Here is a 19202-nt window from a genome sequence, read left to right as displayed (position 1 = left end):
CTTACTGATACCCGTTCTCGATATCAAAACCCGTCGGGCGGCAGGTCAGGCCCCGCGGATCCCCTTGAGCAGCAGCGCCGTCGTGACCGCGGCCTCGGCCGCCTCCGCGCCCTTGTCCTCCTTCGACCCCGGCAGCCCCGCGCGGTCGATGCCCTGCTGCTCGTCGTCGAGCGTGAGCAGCCCGAAGCCGATGGGCTTGCCCGTGAGGAGCGACGCCTGCGTGAGGCCGGAGGTCGCCGCGTCGGACACGTACTCGAAGTGCGGGGTGCCGCCGCGGATGATCACGCCGAGCGCGACGACCGCGTCGGCCCCCGCGTCGAGCGCCGCGCGCGCGACCACGGGTAGCTCGAAGCTGCCGGGCACGCGGATCACCGTGGTGGTGACCCCGGCCGCGTCGAGCACGCGCTGCGCGCCCGCGAGCAGGCCCGCGCTGATCTCGTCGTGCCAGCGTCCGACGACGACGGTGACCTCCAGGCCCGACCCGTCGAGCGCGGTGGGGTCGATCTCGGGTGCTCCGTGTCCGCTCATGCGGTCTCCTCCTGGGGTGATGCGGTCGTGGTGGTCAGGCCGTCGGGCGCCTCGGCGTCCGGGTAGGCGTCGGGTCCGATGCGCATGTCGGTGTCGAGCACCATGCGGTGCCCCATGCGGTCGCGCTTCGTCTCGAGGTAGCCGGCGTTCACGTCGTTGACGCCGACGACGAGCGGCACGCGCTCGGTCACCTCCACGCCGTGCGCCTCGAGCTGCCGCACCTTCTCGGGGTTGTTCGTGAGCAGGCGCACGTCCTCGATCCCCATCTCCTGCAGGATCGCCGAGGCCGCGCCGTAGTCGCGCGCGTCCGCCGGGAGGCCCAGGGCGACGTTGGCGTCGAGCGTGTCCAAGCCGTCCTCCTGCAGCCGGTACGCGCGCAGCTTGTTGACGAGGCCGATCCCGCGACCCTCGTGCCCGCGCAGGTAGACGACGACGCCGCCGTCGCGCTGGATCTCGTCGAGCGCGGCGTCGAGCTGCGGCCCGCACTCGCACTTGAGGGATCCGAGCGCCTCGCCCGTCAGGCACTCCGAGTGCACGCGCACGAGGGTGCCGTGCGCGCGGGGCTCGCCGGCGACGATCGCCACGTGGTCGGCGCCCGTCGTGCGGTCGCGGTACGCGCGCAGCTTCACGGAGCCGTGGGTCGTGGGCACGGTCGTCTCGACCTCGAAGATCACGCGCGACGCCTCGGGGATCGCGACGGCGGGCTCCAGCGGACGATCGCAGTGGAACTCCTCGAGGTGCGCCTTGAGCGCCTCGATCGTGACGACCAGCACGCCCTCGCGCTCGCCGAGGGCGAGGAGGCCGGGGAGGCGCATCATCTCGCCGTCGTCCTGCACGATCTCGCTGATCGCGCCGACGGGCGTGAGGCCCGCGAGCGTGAGGAGGTCGACCGCCGCCTCGGTGTGGCCGTCGCGCTCGCGCACGCCGCCGTCGACCGCGCGCAGCGGCAGGATGTGGCCGGGTCGGTGCAGGCTCGTCGGCACGCTGTCGAGGTCGGCGAGCACGCGCAGGGTGTGCGCGCGGTCGGAGGCGCTGATGCCGGTCGAGAGCCGGTCGGCCGCGTCGACGGAGACCGTGTACGCGGTGCCGCGCGGATCCCGGTTGTCGGCCACCATGAGCGGCAGCTCCAGCCGGTCGGCGATCTCGTTCGTCATGGGCGCGCAGATGAAGCCCGACGAGTGCTTCACGAGCCACGCCACCCACTCGGGCGAGGCGGATTCGGCGGCGAGCAGCACGTCGCCCTCGTTCTCGCGGCCCTCGTCGTCGACGACGATCACAGGGCGGCCGGCGCGCAGCTCCTGCAGCGCGGCGGGGATGGCGGCGAGGCTCACGAGTGGGCTCCCTCGGTCGTGGCGTAGCGGTCGCGCGCGTCGAGCGCGAGCATCCGCTGCACGTGCCGCGCGAGCACGTCGGTCTCGAGGTTGACCTCGTCGCCGAGCTCGAGCGCGCCGAGCGTCGTCGCCGAGAGCGTCTCGGGGATGAGCGACACCTCGAACCAGGCGCCATCCGCGGGCACGTCGGTGGGGCTGACGGCGCTCACGGTGAGGCTCACGCCCTGCACCGTGATGGATCCGCGGTCCACCACGAGCGGCGCGAGGTCCGCGGGCAGCGAGAAGCGGAGGATCCGCCACGCCTCGCCCGGCGTGGTCGCGAGCAGGCGCCCGGTGCCGTCGACGTGGCCCTGCACGATGTGGCCGCCCAGCCGGTCCCCGACGCGCGCGGCGCGCTCGAGGTTCACGCGGTCGCCCACGCCGAGCCGGCCGAGCGAGCTCATCACGAGCGTCTGCCGCATGACGTCGGCGGTGAACCCCTCGGGCGTCTGCGCGACGACCGTGAGGCACACGCCGTCGACGCTGATGGAGTCGCCGTGCCGGGCGTCGGACACCGCGAGCGGCGCCTCCACCGTGATCCGGGCGGAGTCGCCCTCGGCGTCGAGCGCGAGGACGCGTCCGCGCTCCTCGATGATCCCTGTGAACATCACTGGCCTTCCGTGGTGGGTCGCGCGATCACGAGGAGGTCGTCCCCGAGCCGCGTCGTGCTGATGAGGGTGAGTCGATGGGCGGCCGGCATGCTCGGCACGCCGAGGTCGTCGGTCGCGGTGCGAGGGCCGCCGAGGAGGACGGGCGCGAGGTAGGCGACCACCTCGTCCACGAGCCCGGCGGCGACGAGGGCGGAGACGATCGTGGGGCCGCCCTCCACGAACACGTGCCGGATGCCGCGGCGGCCGAGCTCCGCGAGCGCTTCCGCGGGGTCGTGGCCCGCGATCCGGATGAGCCGGCGCGGGTGCCGGTGCACGGCCGCGTCGTCGGGGATCGCGCGGTCGCCGAGCACGACGGGCGCGGGCTGGTGCGGGTACGGGATCCCGTCGGGCCGCCGGGCGGTGAGGGCGGGGTCGTCGGCGAGCACGGTGCCGGTGCCCACGAGGATCGCGTCGGCCTCCGCGCGACGGCGGTGCACGTCGCGGCGCGCGGCGGACCCGGTGATCCAGCGGCTCGTGCCGTCGGCGGCGGCGATGCGGCCGTCGAGGCTGGAGGCCCACTTCGCGGTGACGAACGGGCGGCCGAGCCGCGCGGATCCGAGCCACGCCCGCAGGAACTCCTCCGCCTCGTCGACGAGCACGCCGGGCACGACCTCGACGCCCGCGGCGCGCAGGCGGGCCGCGCCACCGGAGGACTCGGCGCCCGGGTCGGCGACCGCGTAGGCGACGCGCGCGACGCCCGCCTCGATGAGCGCGGCGGCGCACGGCCCGGTGCGGCCCGTGTGGTTGCAGGGCTCGAGCGTGACGACCGCGGTGGCCCCGCGTGCGCCGCCCGCGGGCAGCTGTCGCAGCGCGTCGACCTCGGCGTGGGCGGATCCGGCGCCGCGGTGGCGACCCTCGGCGATGACGCGGCCGGAGGCGTCGAGGATCACGCAGCCGACGCGCGGGTTCGGGCCCCACGCGGGGCCCTCGGCGGCGAGCTCGAGGCCGCGGCGCATGGCGCGCTCGAGCGCGGGGTCGGCTGCCGCGGGTCCGCTCACCGCCTGCGCGTGCGCGGCTGCCGTCGGGTCGTCATGCATGGTGTCCTCGTCCGTGGACGGACTCCGGGCGCGGTCGACGAGACCTCGACGCCGGCAGGGTCGCTGGCGCCGCGTGCGCCTCCCATCCGGACTCTCACCGTCGGTCCCGGAATCCCACCGGATCGGCGGACGAGGCTCCCGGGGACCCGGTCGCGCATCGTCCGTTCGCGGACTGTCACCGCCGGCTCGGATTTCCACCGACCCCGGAGCACGTGTATGCCTCGAGATTAGCCCACGCGGCTGGAGGGCCGTCGTCCGTGACGCTCCGCGACCTACGCCGTCAGCGGACGCCGACGCGGTCCACGGCGTCGGCGAGGCCAGCGAGCGCGGTGATCCGCACGACGTCGGCGGGCGGGGGAGCGTCCCCGTCGCCGAGGGCGTCGAACCAGACGCCACCGGCCAGGCCCGCGTCGACCGCCCCGACCGCGTCGGTGCGGAGCCGGTCGCCCACCATCACGGCGTCGGCCGGATCCGCGCCCGCCTGCCGGCACGCGAGCAGGAAGATGCGCGGGTCGGGCTTGGTGAAGCCCAGGTCGCCGGAGCAGACGACGGGGGACAGGCGGTCGGTGAGCCCGGCCGCCTGGATCTTCGGCTCCTGCTGGCTGCGCTCGCCGTTGGTCACGACGCCGAATCGCAGGCCCGGGTGCCGGCGCGCGATCTCGTCGAGCGCGGCCACCGCTCCCGGCAGCGCGCGCCACGACGCCTCGTACCCGGTGAGGTAGCCGCCGAACCAGGCGTCGGTCGCGGCGTCGTCGTCCGCGAGCGTGGCGGCGAGGTCGGCGGCGTCGCCCGATCCCCAGGCGGCCAGGAACCCGCGCGCCCGCGCCCGGCGCTGCCCGGTGTAGTCGAGCTCGCCCGCGAGGTACCGGTGGTAGTGCTCCTCCTCCAGCGCGACCCACAGCGCGACGGCCCGGTCGCGCTCGGCGGCGTCGGCCGCGTCCAGGAGGCCCCGCGCGACGAGGTGCGCGGTGATCCCGTCGGCCACGGCGCCGCGGTGGTCCACCAGCGTGTCGTCGAGGTCGAGCAGGACCAGCCGCAGGGTCATCGGGCGCGCCGCACCAGTCCGACGGCGTCGTACACGCGGGCGAGCATGGCGTCGGCCCGCTCCTCGGCGCGCGCGGCGTTGCCGGCGAGCACGCGGTCGAGCTCCGCCGGGTCGTCGAGGAGCTCCAGGGTCCGCGCGCGGATCGGCTCGAACACGCCGGTGACGGTCTCGGCCACGTCCTTCTTCAGGTCGCCGTAGCCGCGGCCCGCGTACCGCTCCTCGAGCGCCGGCACGGCCGTGCCCTCGAAGGCCGAGAGGATCGTGAGGAGGTTCGAGACGCCGGGCTTCTCGTCGCGGTCGAAGCGCACCTCGCGGCCCGTGTCGGTGACGGCGGAGCGGATCTTCTTCGCCGTCTTCGCGGGCTCGTCCAGCAGCCACACCACGCCCGCGTCGCTGGCGGCGGACTTGCTCATCTTCGACGTCGGGTCCTGCAGGTCGTAGATGCGGGCCGTGTCCTTCTGGATCATCGGCTCCGGGATCCGGAACACGTCGCCGAACCGCGAGTTGAAGCGCTTCGCGAGGTCGCGCGTGAGCTCCACGTGCTGCTTCTGGTCGTCGCCCACGGGCACGACCTCGGTGCCGTAGAGCAGGATGTCGGCCGCCATGAGCGTCGGGTACGCGAAGAGCCCGAGCGTCGTCGCGTCGGCGCCCTGCTTCTGCGACTTGTCCTTGAACTGGGTCATGCGGCTGGCCTCGCCGAAGCCGGTGAGCGTGTTGAGGATCCACGCGAGCTCGGTGTGCGCCGACACGTGCGACTGCACGAACAGCGTCGAGACGGCCGGGTCGATGCCCGCCGCGATGTACTGCGTGGCGGTGCGCCGGGTGCTCGCGCGGAGCGCCGCGGGCTCCTGCGGCACGGTGATGGCGTGCAGGTCGACGACGCAGAACACGGCGTCATGCGTGGTCTGCATCTCCTTCCACTGGAGGAGCGCGCCGATGTAGTTGCCGATCTGCAGCGAGTCGGCGGACGGCTGCATGCCGGAGAAGAGGACGGGACGTGCGGTCATGGCGATGCCTTCGTGAGGGGGAGCGCGGGGCGCTCGCGGGGCGCCGGTGCGGCGCGGAGGGGGAGTGGAGCGCGGGGTGCGGGCGACGGGTCAGATCGCGTAGTCGACGACCACGGGCGTGTGGTCCGACCATCGCTGGTCGTACGCCTCGGCGCGGTCGACCGCGTAGCCCGTGACCTTCTCGGCGAGGGCCGGGGTCGCGAGCTGGTAGTCGATGCGCCAGCCGGTGTCGTTGTCGAACGCCTTGCCGCGCCAGCTCCACCACGTGTACGGGCCGTCGACCTCGCCGGCCTGCTGGCGGCCCACGTCGACCCAGCCGAGGCCGGGGCCGGTGGATCCGTCGACGCCCGTGACCTCCTCGCCGCGCGCGCCGAGGATCCGGTCGAGGTAGGCCCGCTCGCGCGGCAGGAACCCGGCGCGCTTCACGTTGCCCTTCCAGTTGCGGATGTCGAGCTCGCGGTGCCCGACGTTGAGGTCGCCCACCACGACGGCGAGCTCGGAGTGCGCGGCGATCTCGGGCAGGCGCCGCTCCATCCCGTCGAGGAACTTCCACTTCTCGTCCTGCTTCGGGGTGCCGACCTCGCCGGAGTGCACGTAGGCGCTCACGACCGTGACGATCGTGCCGTCGACGTCGTAGTCGGCCTCGAGCCAGCGGCCCGCGCTGTCGAAGTCCTCCTCGCCGATGGCGACGCGGTGGATCTCGGCGCGGCGGCGGCTCGCGATGGCCACGCCCGCGCGGCCTTTGGCGGTCGCGGCGTCGTGCAGCACGTGCCACTCGGGGCCGAGGAGGCCCTCGATGTCGCTCGTCTCGGCGCGGACCTCCTGGATGGCGAGGATGTCGACGTCGCGCGTGGCGAGCCAGTCGCCCATGCCCTTGCGGAACGCGGCCCGGATGCCGTTCGTGTTGATGGACGCGACGCGGAGGTTCGAGGGCATGGTCTCGATCCTAACGGCGGCGTCGACGACGCAGCCCGAGCAGCACCCGCGTGATGCCGCGCGACTGGTCGTACCGTTCCCGCTCCCGGGCGCGCTCCTCCTCCTCGAGGATCCGGCGGGCCTCGTCGAGCTTCGCGAGCCGCTCCTTCTCGAGCTGCTCGGGGGTGAGGTCGCGGGCGTCGATGCCCTTGTCCGCCATGCTCACGGCGATCCACGACGCGCAGATCAGGATGACCTGGCAGATGAGGTTGAACCAGATCAGGAGCCCGATGATCACCGCGAACGACGCGAGCAGCGGGTTCCGGCTCGCGCCGCCGAGGAGCGCCGTGCCGAGCACCTTGAGCACGCCCATGGCGACGCCGCCGAGGAGCGCGCCCTGCAGGAGCTGCGGCCGCGGGATCCTGACGCCCGAGAGGATCCGGTAGGCGCCCGCGAGCACGGCCGTGTCGAGCGCGAGCACGAGGGCGAGCCCCACGGTGCGCCCGACGACGATAGCGAGGAGCGAGTCCTCGCCCACCTGCAGCAGCCCGAACACGAACCCGAGGAGCCCGGTGCTCACGACCGAGAGCGCAGCCGAGAGGACCATGGCGAGCGCGAAGACCAGGGCGAGCCCGAGGTCCTTGACCTTGAGGAGCAGGAAGAACGCGGTGGGCGGCGGTAGCTCGAAGATGCGGCGCACCGAGTCGCGCGTGGAGGCCAGCCAGCCGAGCGCGGTGACGAGGAGGCCGATGGAGCCCACGATGCCGATGGAGATGGCGCTCGACTTGAGCAGCTCCTGCGGGTCCTTGATCACGCCGTCGGGCCCGAAGAGGCCGGGCACCGCGCCCTGGATCAGGCTCAGGAGCGAGTCGAGGAGCGCCGGGTTGTCCGCGAGCACGGATCCCGCCACCGAGAACCCGACCGCGAGCGCCGCGAACACCGCGAAGACCGCCTGGTACGACATGCCGGCCGCGAGGATCGGCCCGCCGGTGGCGCCGTACGCGAGGAAGACGCGCACGGGCTTCAGCCCCATCACGCGCGCGAACAGGGCCGGGATGCCGGTGGGCGCGGCGGGCTCCGCGGGCGTCGCGCTGGAGGAGGGGGATGCGGGGCGTCCGCGGCCGTCGGGGGCGGTCATCCCCCGAGGATACGGGCCGCCGGGCCCCTGGTAGCGTGGACGGGCCGTTCCGGCAGCCCGACCGGATGGCCACCCGCGCCGACGACGTCCGTCCGCGCGTCACGCACCCGAGCGAGGGAGTCCCTGTGCGCATCACCGGCATCGGAGTAGGACACGGAGTGGCCACCGGCCCCGTCATACGGATGCCCGACCCGCTGCCCGAGCCCGGCACGGAGCCCTTCGCGGGCGACGCGGAGGCCGAGGTCGCGCGCGTCGCCGACGCCCTCGCCGCCACCGCGGACGACCTCGCCGAGCGCGGCGCCCGTGCCGGCGGCGACGCGAAGGACGTGCTCGACGCCCAGTCGCTCATTGCCCGCGACCCCGCGCTCCTCGACTCGGTCGGCCGCCTCGTCGGCCAGGGCCGTTCGGGGGAGCGCGCCGTGTTCGAGGCGTTCGCCACCTTCCAGGAGCTGCTCACGGGCATGGGCGGCTACATGGCCGAGCGCGCGGCGGACCTCGCGGACGTCGCCCAGCGCGTCATCGCCCGGCTCCGCGGCGTGCCCGCGCCCGGCATCCCCACGGCCGACGCGCCTTTCGTCCTCGTCGCCCGCGACCTCGCCCCGGCCGACACCGCGCTCCTCGAGCTCGACCGGGTGCTCGCCCTCGTCACCACCGACGGCGGCCCCACCAGCCACACCGCGATCCTCGCCCGCAGCCGCTCCATCCCCGCCATCGTCGGCGCGACGGGCGCGGCCGAGCTCGCGGAGGGCACCGAGGTCGTCGTCGACGCCGCCGCCGGCCTCGTCATCGCGGACCCGTCCGACGCCGAGCGCGAGGACGCCCTCCGCCGGATCCGCGCCCGCGAGGAGGCGCTCGCCGCCCCCATCACCGACGGCGCGCTGGCCGACGGCACGCCCGTGCCGCTCCTCGCCAACCTCGGATCCCCGGCGGAGGCCGCGCGCGCGGTCGAGCTCGGCGCCGAGGGCGTCGGCCTCTTCCGCACCGAGTTCCTCTTCCTCGACGCCGCCGAGGCGCCGTCCGTCGCCGCCCAGACCGCGCAGTACACCGCGCTCCTCGAGGCGTTCCCGGGCCGCAAGGTCGTCGTCCGCGCGCTCGACGCCGGCGCGGACAAGCCGCTCGCCTTCCTCACCGACGCCGACGAGGAGAACCCCGCGCTGGGCCTCCGCGGGCTCCGCGCGCTGCGGGCGAACGAGCGGATCCTCCGCGACCAGCTCACCGCCCTCGCCGCGGCTGACGCGGCCACCGACGCCGACCTGTGGGTCATGGCGCCCATGGTCGCCGACGCCGAGGAGACCGCGTACTTCGTGGAGCTCGGCCGTGAGCTGGGCCTCCGCACGGTCGGCGTCATGGCCGAGGTGCCGTCGCTCGCGCTCCTCGCCGACCAGGTCGTCGAGGTCGCCGACTTCGTGAGCGTCGGCACGAACGACCTCACCCAGTACACGATGGCGGCGGACCGCCTGCTCGGCTCGGTCGCGTCCTACCAGGACCCGTGGCACCCGGCTGTCCTCCGCCTCGTGCGGACCCTCGGCGACGCGGGCCGCGCGTCGGGCACGCCCGTCGGCATCTGCGGCGAGGCGGCGGCGGATCCGCTCCTCGCGGTCGTCCTCGTCGGCCTCGGCGCCACGACCCTCTCGATGACCCCGGCCGCGCTCGCCGATGTCCGCCTGGAGCTGTCGCACCGCACGATCGACGACGCGCGCGCGGCCGCCGCTGCCGTCGTCGGCGCTCGCACCGCGGCCGAGGCGCGCGCGGCCGCCGAGCGCATCCTCGCCGAGCGCTAGGTGTACCCGGCCATGACGTTGGTGACACTTCGGGGCGTGTGAGGAGGCCTCCTGGCTTGATGGAGCTGTCTAGTTCTGCCACTGCCAGGAGGCCTCGATGTCCCACGCTAATGCTCGTCTGACGGTTCACGGGAGGGTTCTCCTCGTGCGGCGGGTGGTCGAGGATCGTCGGCCGGTCTCGCATGTCGCGCGCGAACTCGGTGTGTCGCGTCAGTGCGCGCATCGGTGGGTGAATCGGTTCCGGTCCGAGGGTTTCGAAGGCTTGTCGGACCGGTCCTCGAGGCCGAGACGGGTGCCGACGAGGACGAGCCCGGAACGAGAACGAGCCGTCGTGGAAGCGAGGACCCGATTGCGATCAGGTCCTGCCCGGTTGGCGCCGGTGACCGGTGTTCCAGCCCGCACGATCTCCCGCGTCCTGCGGCGGCACGGGGCACCGCCGTTGGCATGGTTGGACCCCGTCACCGGGGCCGTGATCCGGGCATCCCGGTCGACGGCAAACCGGTACGAGCATGAGCATCCCGGCGACCTGATCCACGTCGACGTGAAGAAGCTCGGCCGGATCCCGGACGGCGGCGGCTGGCGGGCGCATGGCCGCAGCGAACAGGTTCGTGGTCGTGGGATCGGGTTCGATTACGTCCACGCCGTGGTCGATGACCACACCCGCCTCGCCTACGCGGAGATCCACCCGGACGAGAAGGGCGTGACCGCGGCAGGGTTCCTGACCCGGGCCGCGGCGTACTTCGCCGAGCACGGCATCACCCGCATCGAACGGGTCCTGACGGACAACGCGTTCGCCTACCGGCACTCGGCCGCGTTCCAGAACGCGGTCACGCAGCTCGGTGCGAGGCAGAAGTTCATCCGCCCGCACTGCCCCTGGCAGAACGGCAAGGTCGAACGCTTCAACCGCACCCTCGCGACCGAGTGGGCCTACCGGCAACCCTTCACCAGCAACCAAGCCAGAACCGACGCCCTTGATCCGTGGATCCAGCACTACAACACTGAACGAATCCACTCGAGCCACGGGCTGACGCCCGCGGCCCGAGTGTCACCAACGTGATGACTCAGTACAGCTAGGCGCGCACGGACGACGACGGCCCCGCCGCTCCGAGGAGCTGCGGGGCCGTCCGTCTGCGGGGGAGCGGGGTCGCTACGCCTTGCCGCGCATGATCGCCTGCTTGACCTCGGCGATCGCCTGCGTCACCTGGATGCCACGGGGGCACGCCTCGGAGCAGTTGAAGGTCGTGCGGCAGCGCCACACGCCCTCCTTGTCGTTGAGGATGTCGAGGCGCACGTTCGACTCGTCGCGCGAGTCGAAGATGAAGCGGTGCGCGTTGACGATGGCGGCGGGGCCGAAGTACTGGCCGTCCGTCCAGAACACGGGGCAGGACGACGTGCACGCGGCGCAGAGGATGCACTTGGTGGTGTCGTCGAAGCGGGCGCGCTCGGCCGCGGACTGGATCCGCTCCTTGCCCTTCTCCGGCTTCGTGTTCGAGATGAGGAACGGCTGCACGTCGCGGAACGACTCGAAGAACGGCTCCATGTCGACGACCAGGTCCTTCTCCAGCGGCAGGCCCTTGATGGCCTCCACGTAGATGGGCTGGTCGATGTCGAGGTCCTTGATCAGCGTCTTGCACGCCAGGCGGTTGCGGCCGTTGATGCGCATCGCGTCGGATCCGCACACGCCGTGCGCGCAGGAGCGGCGGAAGGTCAGCGACCCGTCCTGCTCCCACTTGATCTTGTGCAGCGCGTCGAGGATGCGGTCGGTCGGGTACACCTCGACGTCGAAGTCCTCCCACCTCGGCTCGGCGTCCTGGCCGGGGATGAAGCGGCGGATGATCAGGGTCACCGTGAAGGTGGGGATGGCCGAGGCCTCTCCCGCGGGGGGTGCGTCCAGGGTTGCGGTGCTCACGTGTGCGGTCCTATTCCGATCGGTGATGCGGTGATGTGCGGCGGCGCTGACCCGAGGGTCAGTACTTCCGCTCCATCGGCTGGTAGTTCGTGATGACCACGGGCTTGGTGCTCAGCTTGATGTGGTCGCCGGCGTCCGTGCTGTGCGCGTCGCCGGTGAGGTACGCCATGGTGTGGACCATGTAGTTCTCGTCGTCGCGCTTCGGGAAGTCCTCGCGGAAGTGGCCGCCGCGGCTCTCCTTGCGGTACATCGCCGAGTAGACGACGACCTCCGCGAGGTCGAGCAGGAACCCGAGCTCGATGGCCTCGAGCAGGTCCGTGTTGAAGCGCTGGCCCTTGTCCTGCACCTGGATGTTCGTGTACCGCTCGCGCAGGTCGGCGATCACCTTGGTGACCTCGATCAGCGTGTCCTCGGTGCGGAACACCTGGGCGTTGCGGTCCATCGACTCCTGCAGCTCGCGACGCAGGGTCGAGATCCGCTCGGTGCCGTTGGAGTTCCGGGCGCCCTCGACGAGGCCCTTCACGAAGTCGGCCGAGTCGGCGGGCAGCGGCGTGAAGTCGACCGTCTTCACGTACTCGGCCGCGTAGTTGCCCGCGCGCTTGCCGAACACGTTGATGTCGAGGAGCGAGTTCGTGCCCAGGCGGTTGGATCCGTGCACCGAGACGCACGCGCACTCGCCGGCCGCGTACAGGCCCGGCACCACGGTGGTGTTGTCGGACAGCACCTCGGCCTTGATGTTCGTGGGGATGCCGCCCATCGCGTAGTGCGCGGTGGGGAGCACGGGCACGGGCTCCGTGTAGGGCTCGACGCCGAGGTACGTGCGCGCGAACTCCGTGATGTCCGGGAGCTTGGCGTCGATGACGGCGGGCTCGAGGTGCGTGATGTCGAGGTAGACGTAGTCCTTGTTCGGGCCGGCGCCGCGGCCCTCGCGGATCTCGGTCGCCATGCAGCGCGCGACGATGTCGCGGGGAGCGAGGTCCTTGATGGTGGGGGCGTACCGCTCCATGAAGCGCTCGCCCTCGCTGTTGCGGAGGATCGCGCCCTCGCCGCGGGCGGCCTCCGAGAGGAGGATGCCGAGGCCGGCGAGCCCGGTCGGGTGGAACTGGAAGAACTCCATGTCCTCGAGCGGCAGGCCCTTGCGCCAGATGATCCCGACGCCGTCGCCCGTGAGCGTGTGCGCGTTCGAGGTCGTCTTGTAGATCTTGCCGAAGCCGCCCGTGGCGAAGATGACGGCCTTCGACTGGAAGACGTGGATCTCGCCGGTCGACAGCTCGAGGGCCACGACGCCCGCGGGCTGCTCCTTGCCGTCGACCTCGGCCATCACGAGGTCGAGCACGTAGAACTCGTTGAAGAAGTTGATGCCGAACTTGACGCAGTTCTGGTACAGCGTCTGCAGGATCATGTGGCCCGTGCGGTCGGCCGCGTAGCAGGAGCGGCGGACGGGGCTCTTGCCGTGGTCGGCCGTGTGCCCGCCGAACCGCCGCTGGTCGATCTTGCCGTCGGGCGTGCGGTTGAAGGGGAGGCCCATGTTCTCGAGGTCGATGACCGCGTCGATGGCCTCCTTGGCGAGGATCTCCGCCGCGTCCTGGTCGACGAGGTAGTCGCCGCCCTTGACGGTGTCGAAGGTGTGCCACTCCCAGCTGTCCTCCTCGACGTTCGCGAGCGCCGCGGCCATGCCGCCCTGTGCTGCGCCCGTGTGGGAGCGCGTCGGGTAGAGCTTGGAGATGACGGCCGTGTTCGCCTGCGGTCCCGCCTCGATCGCCGCGCGCATGCCGGCGCCGCCCGCACCCACGATCACGATGTCGAACTGGTGGTAGTGGACGCCGTCCACGATGGTGCTCGCGGAGGGCTCGGAACCGGGGGTCGCGGTGTCAGTGGTCACGGGCTTCTTTCTCGAGGCGGATGGGGAAGCGGGCTACAGGTCGCCGCAGAAGGAGGGGAGCAGGTCCGCGGGCTGGCCGGCGGGGCACGGGTCGAAGGTGAAGACGACCAGCGTGCCGAGCACCAGCAGGACGACCGTGGACGTGACGAGCGCGCCCTTCAGGATCGTGCGGGTGCGGGGCGACGCCGCGTAGTCGTTCACCAGTGTGCGCATGCCGTTGGCGCCGTGGATGACCGCGAGCCAGAGCAGCGCGATGTCCCACACCTTCCAGAACGGGTCGGAGAGCTTGCCGCCCACGAACGCGAAGTCGATGGCCTTGATGCCCTCGCCGTTGATGAGGTTGACGTAGAGGTGGCCGAAGATGAGCACGACGAGCACGACGCCCGAGGCGCGCATGTACATCCAGCCCCACTTCTCCCAGTTGACGCCGCCCTGCTTGCGCGGCTGCCGGGGCTGGCGGGGACGCTCGATGCTCACCTGCTGTGCGATGTCGCTCATGATCAGATCCATCCCGCTTCGCTGAACACGTTGATGAGGTGGCGCGGCACGAAGCCGGCCATGAGAACGACCCACAGCCCGATGACCACGTAGAACATGAGGCGCTGGTGCTTGGCGCCGAATCGCCAGAAGTCGATGAGGATGATCCGCAGCCCGTTGAGCGCGTGGAACCCGATGGCGCCGACGAGGGCGACCTCGCCGATGCCCATGATGGGGTTCTTGTAGGTGCCGATGACCGCGTTGTAGGCCTCGGGGCTGACGCGGATGAGGCTCGTGTCGAGCACGTGCACCAGGAGGAAGAAGAAGATGGACACGCCGGTGATGCGGTGCAGCACCCATGACCACATGCCCTCGCGGCCCCGGTACAGCGTCCCCGCGGGGACCTTCGGTGCGCGAGCGATGTGCGGTTCGCGGGTTCCTGCCGTCTTGATGGACACGGAACGACCCTCCCTGATGCTGGTGCCCCGTGGGCGGAGCGCCTTCGCGCCGACATTGCGCGTCGCCGTCGAGTCTACGGCCCGGGTCCGCGCGGTCACCCGTTAGGGCACCCTAAGGGGGCGAGGGCCGTCGGCGACCAGATCAGGCGACGACGGGGACGGGCCCGGCGCCCGCGGGGTCGGTCGCCTGGAGCGCCGACCGGCGGGCTGAGACGGCACGGCCGTAGTGCCCGATGAGCTCGTCGCCGATCGTGGCCCAGGAGCGGCCGAGGACCGCGCGGCGGCCGGCCTCGCCCATCCGCAGCCGCATGGGCTCGCTCCCGACGAGCTCGTCGACGAGCCGTCGCAGGTGCGCGTCCCGGGGCGAGGCGGGGTCGAAGAGGAACCCGTCCGTCCCGTGGTCGACCAGGTCGATCGGGCCGCCGGCGTGCGGCGCGACCACCGGGAGGCCGGACGCGTGCGCCTCCTGCACGGTCTGGCCGAACGTCTCCTCCGTGCCGGTGTGCACGAACACGTCCATGGCGGCGTACGCGGCCGCGAGCTCGCGACCGCCCACGCGGCCGAGCCAGGTGACGGGCATGCCCGCCAGCGCACGTCGGGCGGAGGCCTGGCTCGGGCCGTCTCCGGCGATGAGGAAGCGCACGCCGCGGATCCCGCGGAGGGCCTGGAGGCGCTCGAGCTGCTTCTCGGGGGCGATGCGGCCCACGTAGCCGACGACCGTCTCGCCGCCTGGCGCGACGCGGTGCCGCAGCGCCACCGCGTCCTCCATGGCCCGGTTGCGCGGGTGGTAGCGGTCGAGGTCGACGCCGCGGCCCCAGCGGGCGACGCGCTCGACGCCCGCCGCGGCGAGGTCGGCGGCCGCGGCGCTCGAGGGCGCGAGGGTCAGGTCGGCGCCCTGGTGGATCCAGCGCACGAGCCGCCACACGTACGGCGCGGTGGCGGCCAGCCGGTTGCGGCGCGCGTAGCCCGCGACGTCCGTCTGGAAGATGGCGACGGAGGGCGTGTCGATGCGCGTCGCGGCCGCGATGGCCTGCGCGCCCAGGAAGAGGGGGGACGCGGCGTGCAGCACGTCCGGCGCGAAGTCGGTGAGGAGGCGCAGCACCTGGGGGCTGGGGATCCCGACGGGGAACTGGCGGTAGGCGAAGGCGGGCACGCCATGGACGGGGAAGCCCGCGAACTCGGACGGGGCGCCGGCGTCCGGGGCGATCACGATGGCCTGGTGCCCGCGGTCCCGCAGGTGCTCGAGCACCCGGCAGACGCTCGTGGTGACGCCGTTGACGGTGGGGAGGAAGCTCTCGCTGACGACGGCTACGCGCATGACCTCGACGCTAGGGACGGGCGCCGTCGCCGTCGCCGCGGACCCGTGAACGCCCCGTTGCCGTCGCGTGAACTCGGCGCATCCGGCTGCTTCCCAGGGTGCCGATAGTGTGGGCGCATGACCGAGCAGACGAGCGCGATCTCCCGTTTCTACAGCGTGATCCCCGCGGGGGGCGTGGGCTCGCGCCTCTGGCCGCTGTCCCGCGCTGACGCCCCGAAGTTCCTCCACGACCTCACCGGTTCCGGCCGCACGCTCCTCCGCGACACCTGGGAGCGCCTGGCGCCCCTGTCCGGCGAGGACCGGATCATGGTGGTCACCGGCCGCGCGCACCGCGCCGCCGTCGAGGCTCAGCTCCCCGAGCTCACCGACCCCAACGTGGTCCTCGAGAGCGAGGGACGGGACAGCACCGCGGCCATCGCGCTCGCGGCGGCCATCCTCCAGCGCCGGGAGCCCGGCGTCATCATCGGCTCGTTCGCCGCCGACCACGTCATCGCCGACCCGAACCGCTTCCGCGACACCGTGCGCGAGGCCGTCATCGCCGCCGACGCCGGCTACATCACCACCATCGGCATCACGCCCACGGAGCCCGCGACCGGATTCGGCTACATCCACACCGGCAAGGCGCTCAGCATCCCCGACGCCCCGCACGCCCTCGAGGTCGCGTCGTTCGTGGAGAAGCCGAGCATCGGCGTCGCCCGCGGCTACGTGAAGGGCGGCACGCACCTCTGGAACGCGGGCATGTTCATCGCCCGCGCCGACCGCCTGCTCGAGGAGCTCGGCCGCACCGAGCCCGAGCTGCTCAAGGGCGTGCTCGAGCTCGCCGAGGCCTGGGACACCGCCGACCGCGGCGTCGTCGTCGACCGCGTGTGGCCGAACCTCAAGAAGATCGCCATCGACTACGCGGTCGCCGAGCCCGCCGCCGCCCGGGGCGCGCTCGCCGTGATCCCCGGCCGCTTCACCTGGGACGACGTGGGCGACTTCGCCTCCGTCGCCAAGATGCACTCGAGCGGCCGCAAGTCCGACCTCGTGATCCTCGGCGAGGACGCGCGCGTCCTGTCGGACGCGTCGAGCGGCATCGTCGTGGCCAACAGCAAGCGCGTGATCAGCCTCATCGGCGTGCGCGACATCGTCGTCGTGGACACCCCCGACGCCCTGCTCGTGACGACGAAGGAGAACGCGCAGCGCGTCAAGAGCGTGGTGGACGCGCTCAAGCTCAGCGGCGGGACGGACGTCCTGTAACGAAGGGGTAACGAACCCCTCAGGCGCTCTCCGCGGCCGGAAGGGGCCGGGAGCGCCCCGGTTAGATTCCGGGGATGCCCCGCACCCGCCGCGTCGTCCGCGCCGCCATCCTGCCCATCGCCCTCCTCTCCGCCGCGGCCCTCGCCGGGTGCGGCGCGGCCCCCGAGCCCGGCGCCACCTCGGCGGCCGCGAGTGACTACTGCGCCCGCATGGTGACCAACTCCGGCGGCCTGCAGGACCGCTCCTTCAACCAGTCGAGCTGGGAGGGGCTGCAGCGCGCGGAGCAGGAGCTGGGGATCCAGGCCGACGTCCTCGTGTCCACGTCGGAGACCGACCTCGCCCCGAACGTCGAGCAGGCGGTCGGCACGGGCTGCGGCTTCATCCTCACCGTCGGCTACGAGCTGGCGGAGGCCACGTCGGCGGCGGCCGCGGAGAACCCGGACGTGCACTTCTCCATCGTCGACGAGGTCGTCGACGCCCCGAACGTCAAGCCGCTCGTCTTCGACACCGCGCAGGCGTCCTACCTCGCGGGCTACCTCGCGGCGGGCGTGAGCGAGACGGGCAAGGTCGGCACCTTCGGCGGCGGCAACCAGCCGCCCGTCACCCTCTTCATGGACGGCTTCGTCGACGGCGTGGCCGCCTACAACCAGGCGCACGGCACGAGCGTCGTCGCGCTCGGCTGGGACGCCGCCGCGCAGGACGGCACCTTCACCGGCGACTTCGAGGACGTGTCGAAGGGCCAGACCACCACGCAGAACCTGCTCGACCAGGGCGCCGACGTGATCATGCCGGTGGCGGGTCAGGTGGGGGAGGGCGCGGCGTCGGCGATCCTCGCGCACGGCAGCGGCAAGCTCATCTGGGTCGACAACGACGGCTACGACACCCTGCCCGCCGAGTACCGGCCGCTCCTGCTCACGAGCGTGCTCAAGGACACGGGCCAGGCCGTGGTCGACATCGTGGCCGACGACCAGGAGGGGTCCTTCTCCTCGGAGCCCTACGTGGGCACGCTCGCGAACGGCGGCGTGGGCCTCGCGGAGTACCACGACCTCGCCGCCGAGGTGTCGCCCGAGCTGCAGTCCGAGCTCGACGCGCTGAAGGCCCGGATCGTCTCCGGCGACGTGCAGGTGAAGTCGGTCTCGACGCCATAGCAGAGCCCGTGTTGCCGCGGTGTTTCGGGGCCGTCGCGGATCGATAACGCTTGCGCCGGGCGGCCCGATCCGGGCGCGGGATGCATTCCCGTGCATGGGTAACATGAACGCACATCGCCCGGCTGACCCGGGCTGCACCTGGAGGCCACAGTGACCATCACCACCCGAAAGGCCGCCCTCGGCGGTCTCGCCGCCGTCGGCATCACCGCGATCCTCGCGGGCTGCGGCGCCGCCCCCGAGTCGACCGCGGGAGGCACCGGCGGCGCCGCCAAGAGCGACCTCGTCTCCTGCATGGTCTCCGACTCCGGCGGCTTCGACGACAAGTCGTTCAACCAGCTCGGCTTCGAGGGCCTCACCAGGGCGGCCACCGACCTCGGCCTCGAGACCCCGAAGACGGTCGAGTCCGCCGCGGAGACCGACTTCGCGCCGAACCTCACGAACCTCGCCGACCAGGGCTGCGGCCTCATCGTCACCGTCGGCTTCCTGCTGGCGGACGCCACCAAGGAGGCGGCGGCCGCCAACTCCGAGATCGAGTACGCGATCATCGACGACGCCTCGATCGACGCCCCGAACGTCAAGCCCATCACCTTCAACACCAGCGAGGCCGCGTTCCTCGCGGGCTACGCGGCGGCGGCCTACTCGAAGACCGCCACGGTCGGGACCTTCGGCGGCCTGCAGATCCCGACCGTCACGATCTTCATGGACGGCTTCGTCGACGGCGTGAACTACTACAACGAGCAGAAGGGCAAGGACGTCAAGGCCATCGGCTGGGACGTCGCGAGCCAGAGCGGGTCGTTCACCGGCGAGTTCGTCGCCAACCAGACGGCCAAGACCGCGGCCCAGACCCTCATCGACCAGGGCGCGGACGTCATCATGCCCGTCGGCGGACCGATCTTCCTCAGCGCCGGCGAGGCCATCCGCGACTCCAGCGACAAGAAGGTCGTCATGGTGGGCGTCGACTCCGACGCGTACGAGACCGCGCCCGACCTCAAGGACCTCTTCCTCACCTCGGTGCTCAAGGGCATCGACGCGGGCGTCGAGGACGTCGTGAAGACGGCGGCGGACGCCAAGTTCGACGCCACGCCCTACGTGGGCACGCTCAAGAACGGCGGCGTGGACATCGCCTCGTTCCACGACTACGAGTCCGAGGTCCCGTCGGACCTCTCGGGCGAGCTCGAGACGATCAAGGCCGGCATCATCGACGGCTCGATCGCGGTCGAGTCGCCGTCGTCGCTTACGAAGTAGCATCGAACGCACCGCGGGGGGATCGGCAGGCGCCGGTCCCCCCGCCGCGTGTCCA

At 72.3% G+C, this 19202-nt stretch carries 18 protein-coding genes and 1 riboswitch; of the genes, 5 read left to right on the top strand and 13 right to left on the bottom strand.

Annotated elements, in window-relative coordinates; all coding sequences use genetic code 11:
- Window positions 1-45 precede the first annotated feature (45 nt).
- The 8 genes from ribH to B5P21_RS12610 all read right to left on the bottom strand — a co-directional run bounded on the left by ribH (window position 46) and on the right by B5P21_RS12610 (window position 7690).
- Window positions 46-528: a 6,7-dimethyl-8-ribityllumazine synthase gene (ribH, locus tag B5P21_RS12645; RefSeq protein ID WP_045529090.1), complete on the bottom strand. Its 483-nt coding sequence runs from the start codon at window positions 526-528 to the stop codon at window positions 46-48.
- Window positions 525-1859, bottom strand: coding sequence for a GTP cyclohydrolase II (gene ribA / locus B5P21_RS12640; protein ID WP_094171222.1), 1335 nt, complete (start codon window positions 1857-1859; stop codon window positions 525-527). Before ribA ends, ribH begins: the two co-directional genes overlap by 4 nt.
- Window positions 1856-2506, bottom strand: coding sequence for a riboflavin synthase (locus tag B5P21_RS12635; protein WP_045529081.1), 651 nt, complete (start codon window positions 2504-2506; stop codon window positions 1856-1858). Before B5P21_RS12635 ends, ribA begins: the two co-directional genes overlap by 4 nt.
- Window positions 2506-3585 carry a bifunctional diaminohydroxyphosphoribosylaminopyrimidine deaminase/5-amino-6-(5-phosphoribosylamino)uracil reductase RibD gene (gene ribD, locus B5P21_RS12630; RefSeq protein WP_045529079.1) on the bottom strand — a complete coding sequence of 360 codons (1080 nt, stop codon included), beginning with the start codon at window positions 3583-3585 and terminating at the stop codon, window positions 2506-2508. Before ribD ends, B5P21_RS12635 begins: the two co-directional genes overlap by 1 nt.
- Before the next feature lie 70 nt (window positions 3586-3655).
- Window positions 3656-3800, bottom strand: a riboswitch (FMN riboswitch).
- Between the two features lie 65 nt (window positions 3801-3865).
- Complete coding sequence (locus tag B5P21_RS12625) at window positions 3866-4630, bottom strand: HAD family hydrolase (protein WP_045529077.1); 765 nt, start codon at window positions 4628-4630, stop codon at window positions 3866-3868.
- Window positions 4627-5637 (bottom strand): tryptophan--tRNA ligase, encoded by a 1011-nt coding sequence (gene trpS, locus B5P21_RS12620; RefSeq protein WP_094171221.1) that lies wholly within the window; start codon window positions 5635-5637, stop codon window positions 4627-4629. Before trpS ends, B5P21_RS12625 begins: the two co-directional genes overlap by 4 nt.
- A 90-nt stretch (window positions 5638-5727) precedes the next feature.
- Complete coding sequence (locus B5P21_RS12615) at window positions 5728-6573, bottom strand: exodeoxyribonuclease III (RefSeq protein WP_045529074.1); 846 nt, start codon at window positions 6571-6573, stop codon at window positions 5728-5730.
- Between the two features lie 10 nt (window positions 6574-6583).
- Window positions 6584-7690, bottom strand: coding sequence for a YihY/virulence factor BrkB family protein (locus B5P21_RS12610; protein WP_045529073.1), 1107 nt, complete (start codon window positions 7688-7690; stop codon window positions 6584-6586).
- A gap of 125 nt (window positions 7691-7815) precedes the next feature.
- Here B5P21_RS12610 and ptsP point away from each other — a divergent pair, with 125 nt between their 5' ends.
- On the top strand, window positions 7816-9471 hold the full coding sequence (ptsP, locus tag B5P21_RS12605; RefSeq protein ID WP_080939386.1) for a phosphoenolpyruvate--protein phosphotransferase: 1656 nt from the start codon (window positions 7816-7818) through the stop codon (window positions 9469-9471).
- Window positions 9472-9568: 97 nt separating this feature from the next.
- Entirely contained in the window at window positions 9569-10528 is a 960-nt protein-coding gene (locus B5P21_RS12600) for an IS481-like element IS1122 family transposase (RefSeq protein ID WP_045527534.1), read from the top strand.
- 90 nt (window positions 10529-10618) lie between these two features.
- On the opposite strand, the gene B5P21_RS12595 is transcribed toward B5P21_RS12600, so the two are convergent.
- From B5P21_RS12595 to B5P21_RS12575, 5 genes are all read right to left on the bottom strand, one after another.
- Window positions 10619-11380: a succinate dehydrogenase iron-sulfur subunit gene (locus B5P21_RS12595; RefSeq protein WP_045526945.1), complete on the bottom strand. Its 762-nt coding sequence runs from the start codon at window positions 11378-11380 to the stop codon at window positions 10619-10621.
- Between the two features lie 58 nt (window positions 11381-11438).
- Window positions 11439-13262, bottom strand: a complete 1824-nt coding sequence (gene sdhA / locus B5P21_RS12590) for a succinate dehydrogenase flavoprotein subunit (RefSeq protein ID WP_045526946.1) — start codon at window positions 13260-13262, stop codon at window positions 11439-11441.
- A gap of 33 nt (window positions 13263-13295) precedes the next feature.
- Window positions 13296-13760, bottom strand: coding sequence for a succinate dehydrogenase hydrophobic membrane anchor subunit (locus B5P21_RS12585; RefSeq protein WP_045526948.1), 465 nt, complete (start codon window positions 13758-13760; stop codon window positions 13296-13298).
- Window positions 13761-13762: 2 nt separating this feature from the next.
- Complete coding sequence (gene sdhC / locus B5P21_RS12580) at window positions 13763-14197, bottom strand: succinate dehydrogenase, cytochrome b556 subunit (protein WP_080939281.1); 435 nt, start codon at window positions 14195-14197, stop codon at window positions 13763-13765.
- A gap of 142 nt (window positions 14198-14339) precedes the next feature.
- Window positions 14340-15515, bottom strand: coding sequence for a glycosyltransferase family 4 protein (locus B5P21_RS12575; RefSeq protein ID WP_045526950.1), 1176 nt, complete (start codon window positions 15513-15515; stop codon window positions 14340-14342).
- Between the two features lie 117 nt (window positions 15516-15632).
- Between B5P21_RS12575 and B5P21_RS12570 the strand changes: the two genes are divergently transcribed.
- The 3 genes from B5P21_RS12570 to B5P21_RS12560 all read left to right on the top strand — a co-directional run bounded on the left by B5P21_RS12570 (window position 15633) and on the right by B5P21_RS12560 (window position 19147).
- On the top strand, window positions 15633-16754 hold the full coding sequence (locus B5P21_RS12570) for a mannose-1-phosphate guanylyltransferase (protein WP_045526952.1): 1122 nt from the start codon (window positions 15633-15635) through the stop codon (window positions 16752-16754).
- A gap of 74 nt (window positions 16755-16828) precedes the next feature.
- Window positions 16829-17902 carry a BMP family lipoprotein gene (locus tag B5P21_RS12565; RefSeq protein WP_045526953.1) on the top strand — a complete coding sequence of 358 codons (1074 nt, stop codon included), beginning with the start codon at window positions 16829-16831 and terminating at the stop codon, window positions 17900-17902.
- Window positions 17903-18052: 150 nt separating this feature from the next.
- Window positions 18053-19147: a BMP family lipoprotein gene (locus B5P21_RS12560; protein ID WP_045526955.1), complete on the top strand. Its 1095-nt coding sequence runs from the start codon at window positions 18053-18055 to the stop codon at window positions 19145-19147.
- The last annotated feature ends 55 nt before the right edge of the window (window positions 19148-19202 follow it).

The sequence above is a fragment of the Clavibacter michiganensis subsp. insidiosus genome, assembly GCF_002240565.1.
GTDB lineage: Bacteria > Actinomycetota > Actinomycetes > Actinomycetales > Microbacteriaceae > Clavibacter > Clavibacter insidiosus.
This window is presented reverse-complemented; position numbering and strand designations above follow the sequence as displayed.

Excerpts from the sequence above, each read along its gene's own strand:
- B5P21_RS12615 (WP_045529074.1), bottom strand. The coding sequence starts at position 6,573 with ATGCCCTCGAACCTCCGCGTCGCGTCCATCAACACGAACGGCATCCGG.
- ribD (WP_045529079.1), bottom strand. The coding sequence starts at position 3,585 with ATGCATGACGACCCGACGGCAGCCGCGCACGCGCAGGCGGTGAGCGGA.
- B5P21_RS12600 (WP_045527534.1), top strand. The coding sequence starts at position 9,569 with ATGTCCCACGCTAATGCTCGTCTGACGGTTCACGGGAGGGTTCTCCTC.
- B5P21_RS12575 (WP_045526950.1), bottom strand. The coding sequence starts at position 15,515 with ATGCGCGTAGCCGTCGTCAGCGAGAGCTTCCTCCCCACCGTCAACGGC.
- B5P21_RS12585 (WP_045526948.1), bottom strand. The coding sequence starts at position 13,760 with ATGAGCGACATCGCACAGCAGGTGAGCATCGAGCGTCCCCGCCAGCCC.
- B5P21_RS12610 (WP_045529073.1), bottom strand. The coding sequence starts at position 7,690 with ATGACCGCCCCCGACGGCCGCGGACGCCCCGCATCCCCCTCCTCCAGC.
- B5P21_RS12570 (WP_045526952.1), top strand. The coding sequence starts at position 15,633 with ATGACCGAGCAGACGAGCGCGATCTCCCGTTTCTACAGCGTGATCCCC.
- ribH (WP_045529090.1), bottom strand. The coding sequence starts at position 528 with ATGAGCGGACACGGAGCACCCGAGATCGACCCCACCGCGCTCGACGGG.
- trpS (WP_094171221.1), bottom strand. The coding sequence starts at position 5,637 with ATGACCGCACGTCCCGTCCTCTTCTCCGGCATGCAGCCGTCCGCCGAC.
- B5P21_RS12625 (WP_045529077.1), bottom strand. The coding sequence starts at position 4,630 with ATGACCCTGCGGCTGGTCCTGCTCGACCTCGACGACACGCTGGTGGAC.
- B5P21_RS12635 (WP_045529081.1), bottom strand. The coding sequence starts at position 2,506 with ATGTTCACAGGGATCATCGAGGAGCGCGGACGCGTCCTCGCGCTCGAC.
- B5P21_RS12565 (WP_045526953.1), top strand. The coding sequence starts at position 16,829 with ATGCCCCGCACCCGCCGCGTCGTCCGCGCCGCCATCCTGCCCATCGCC.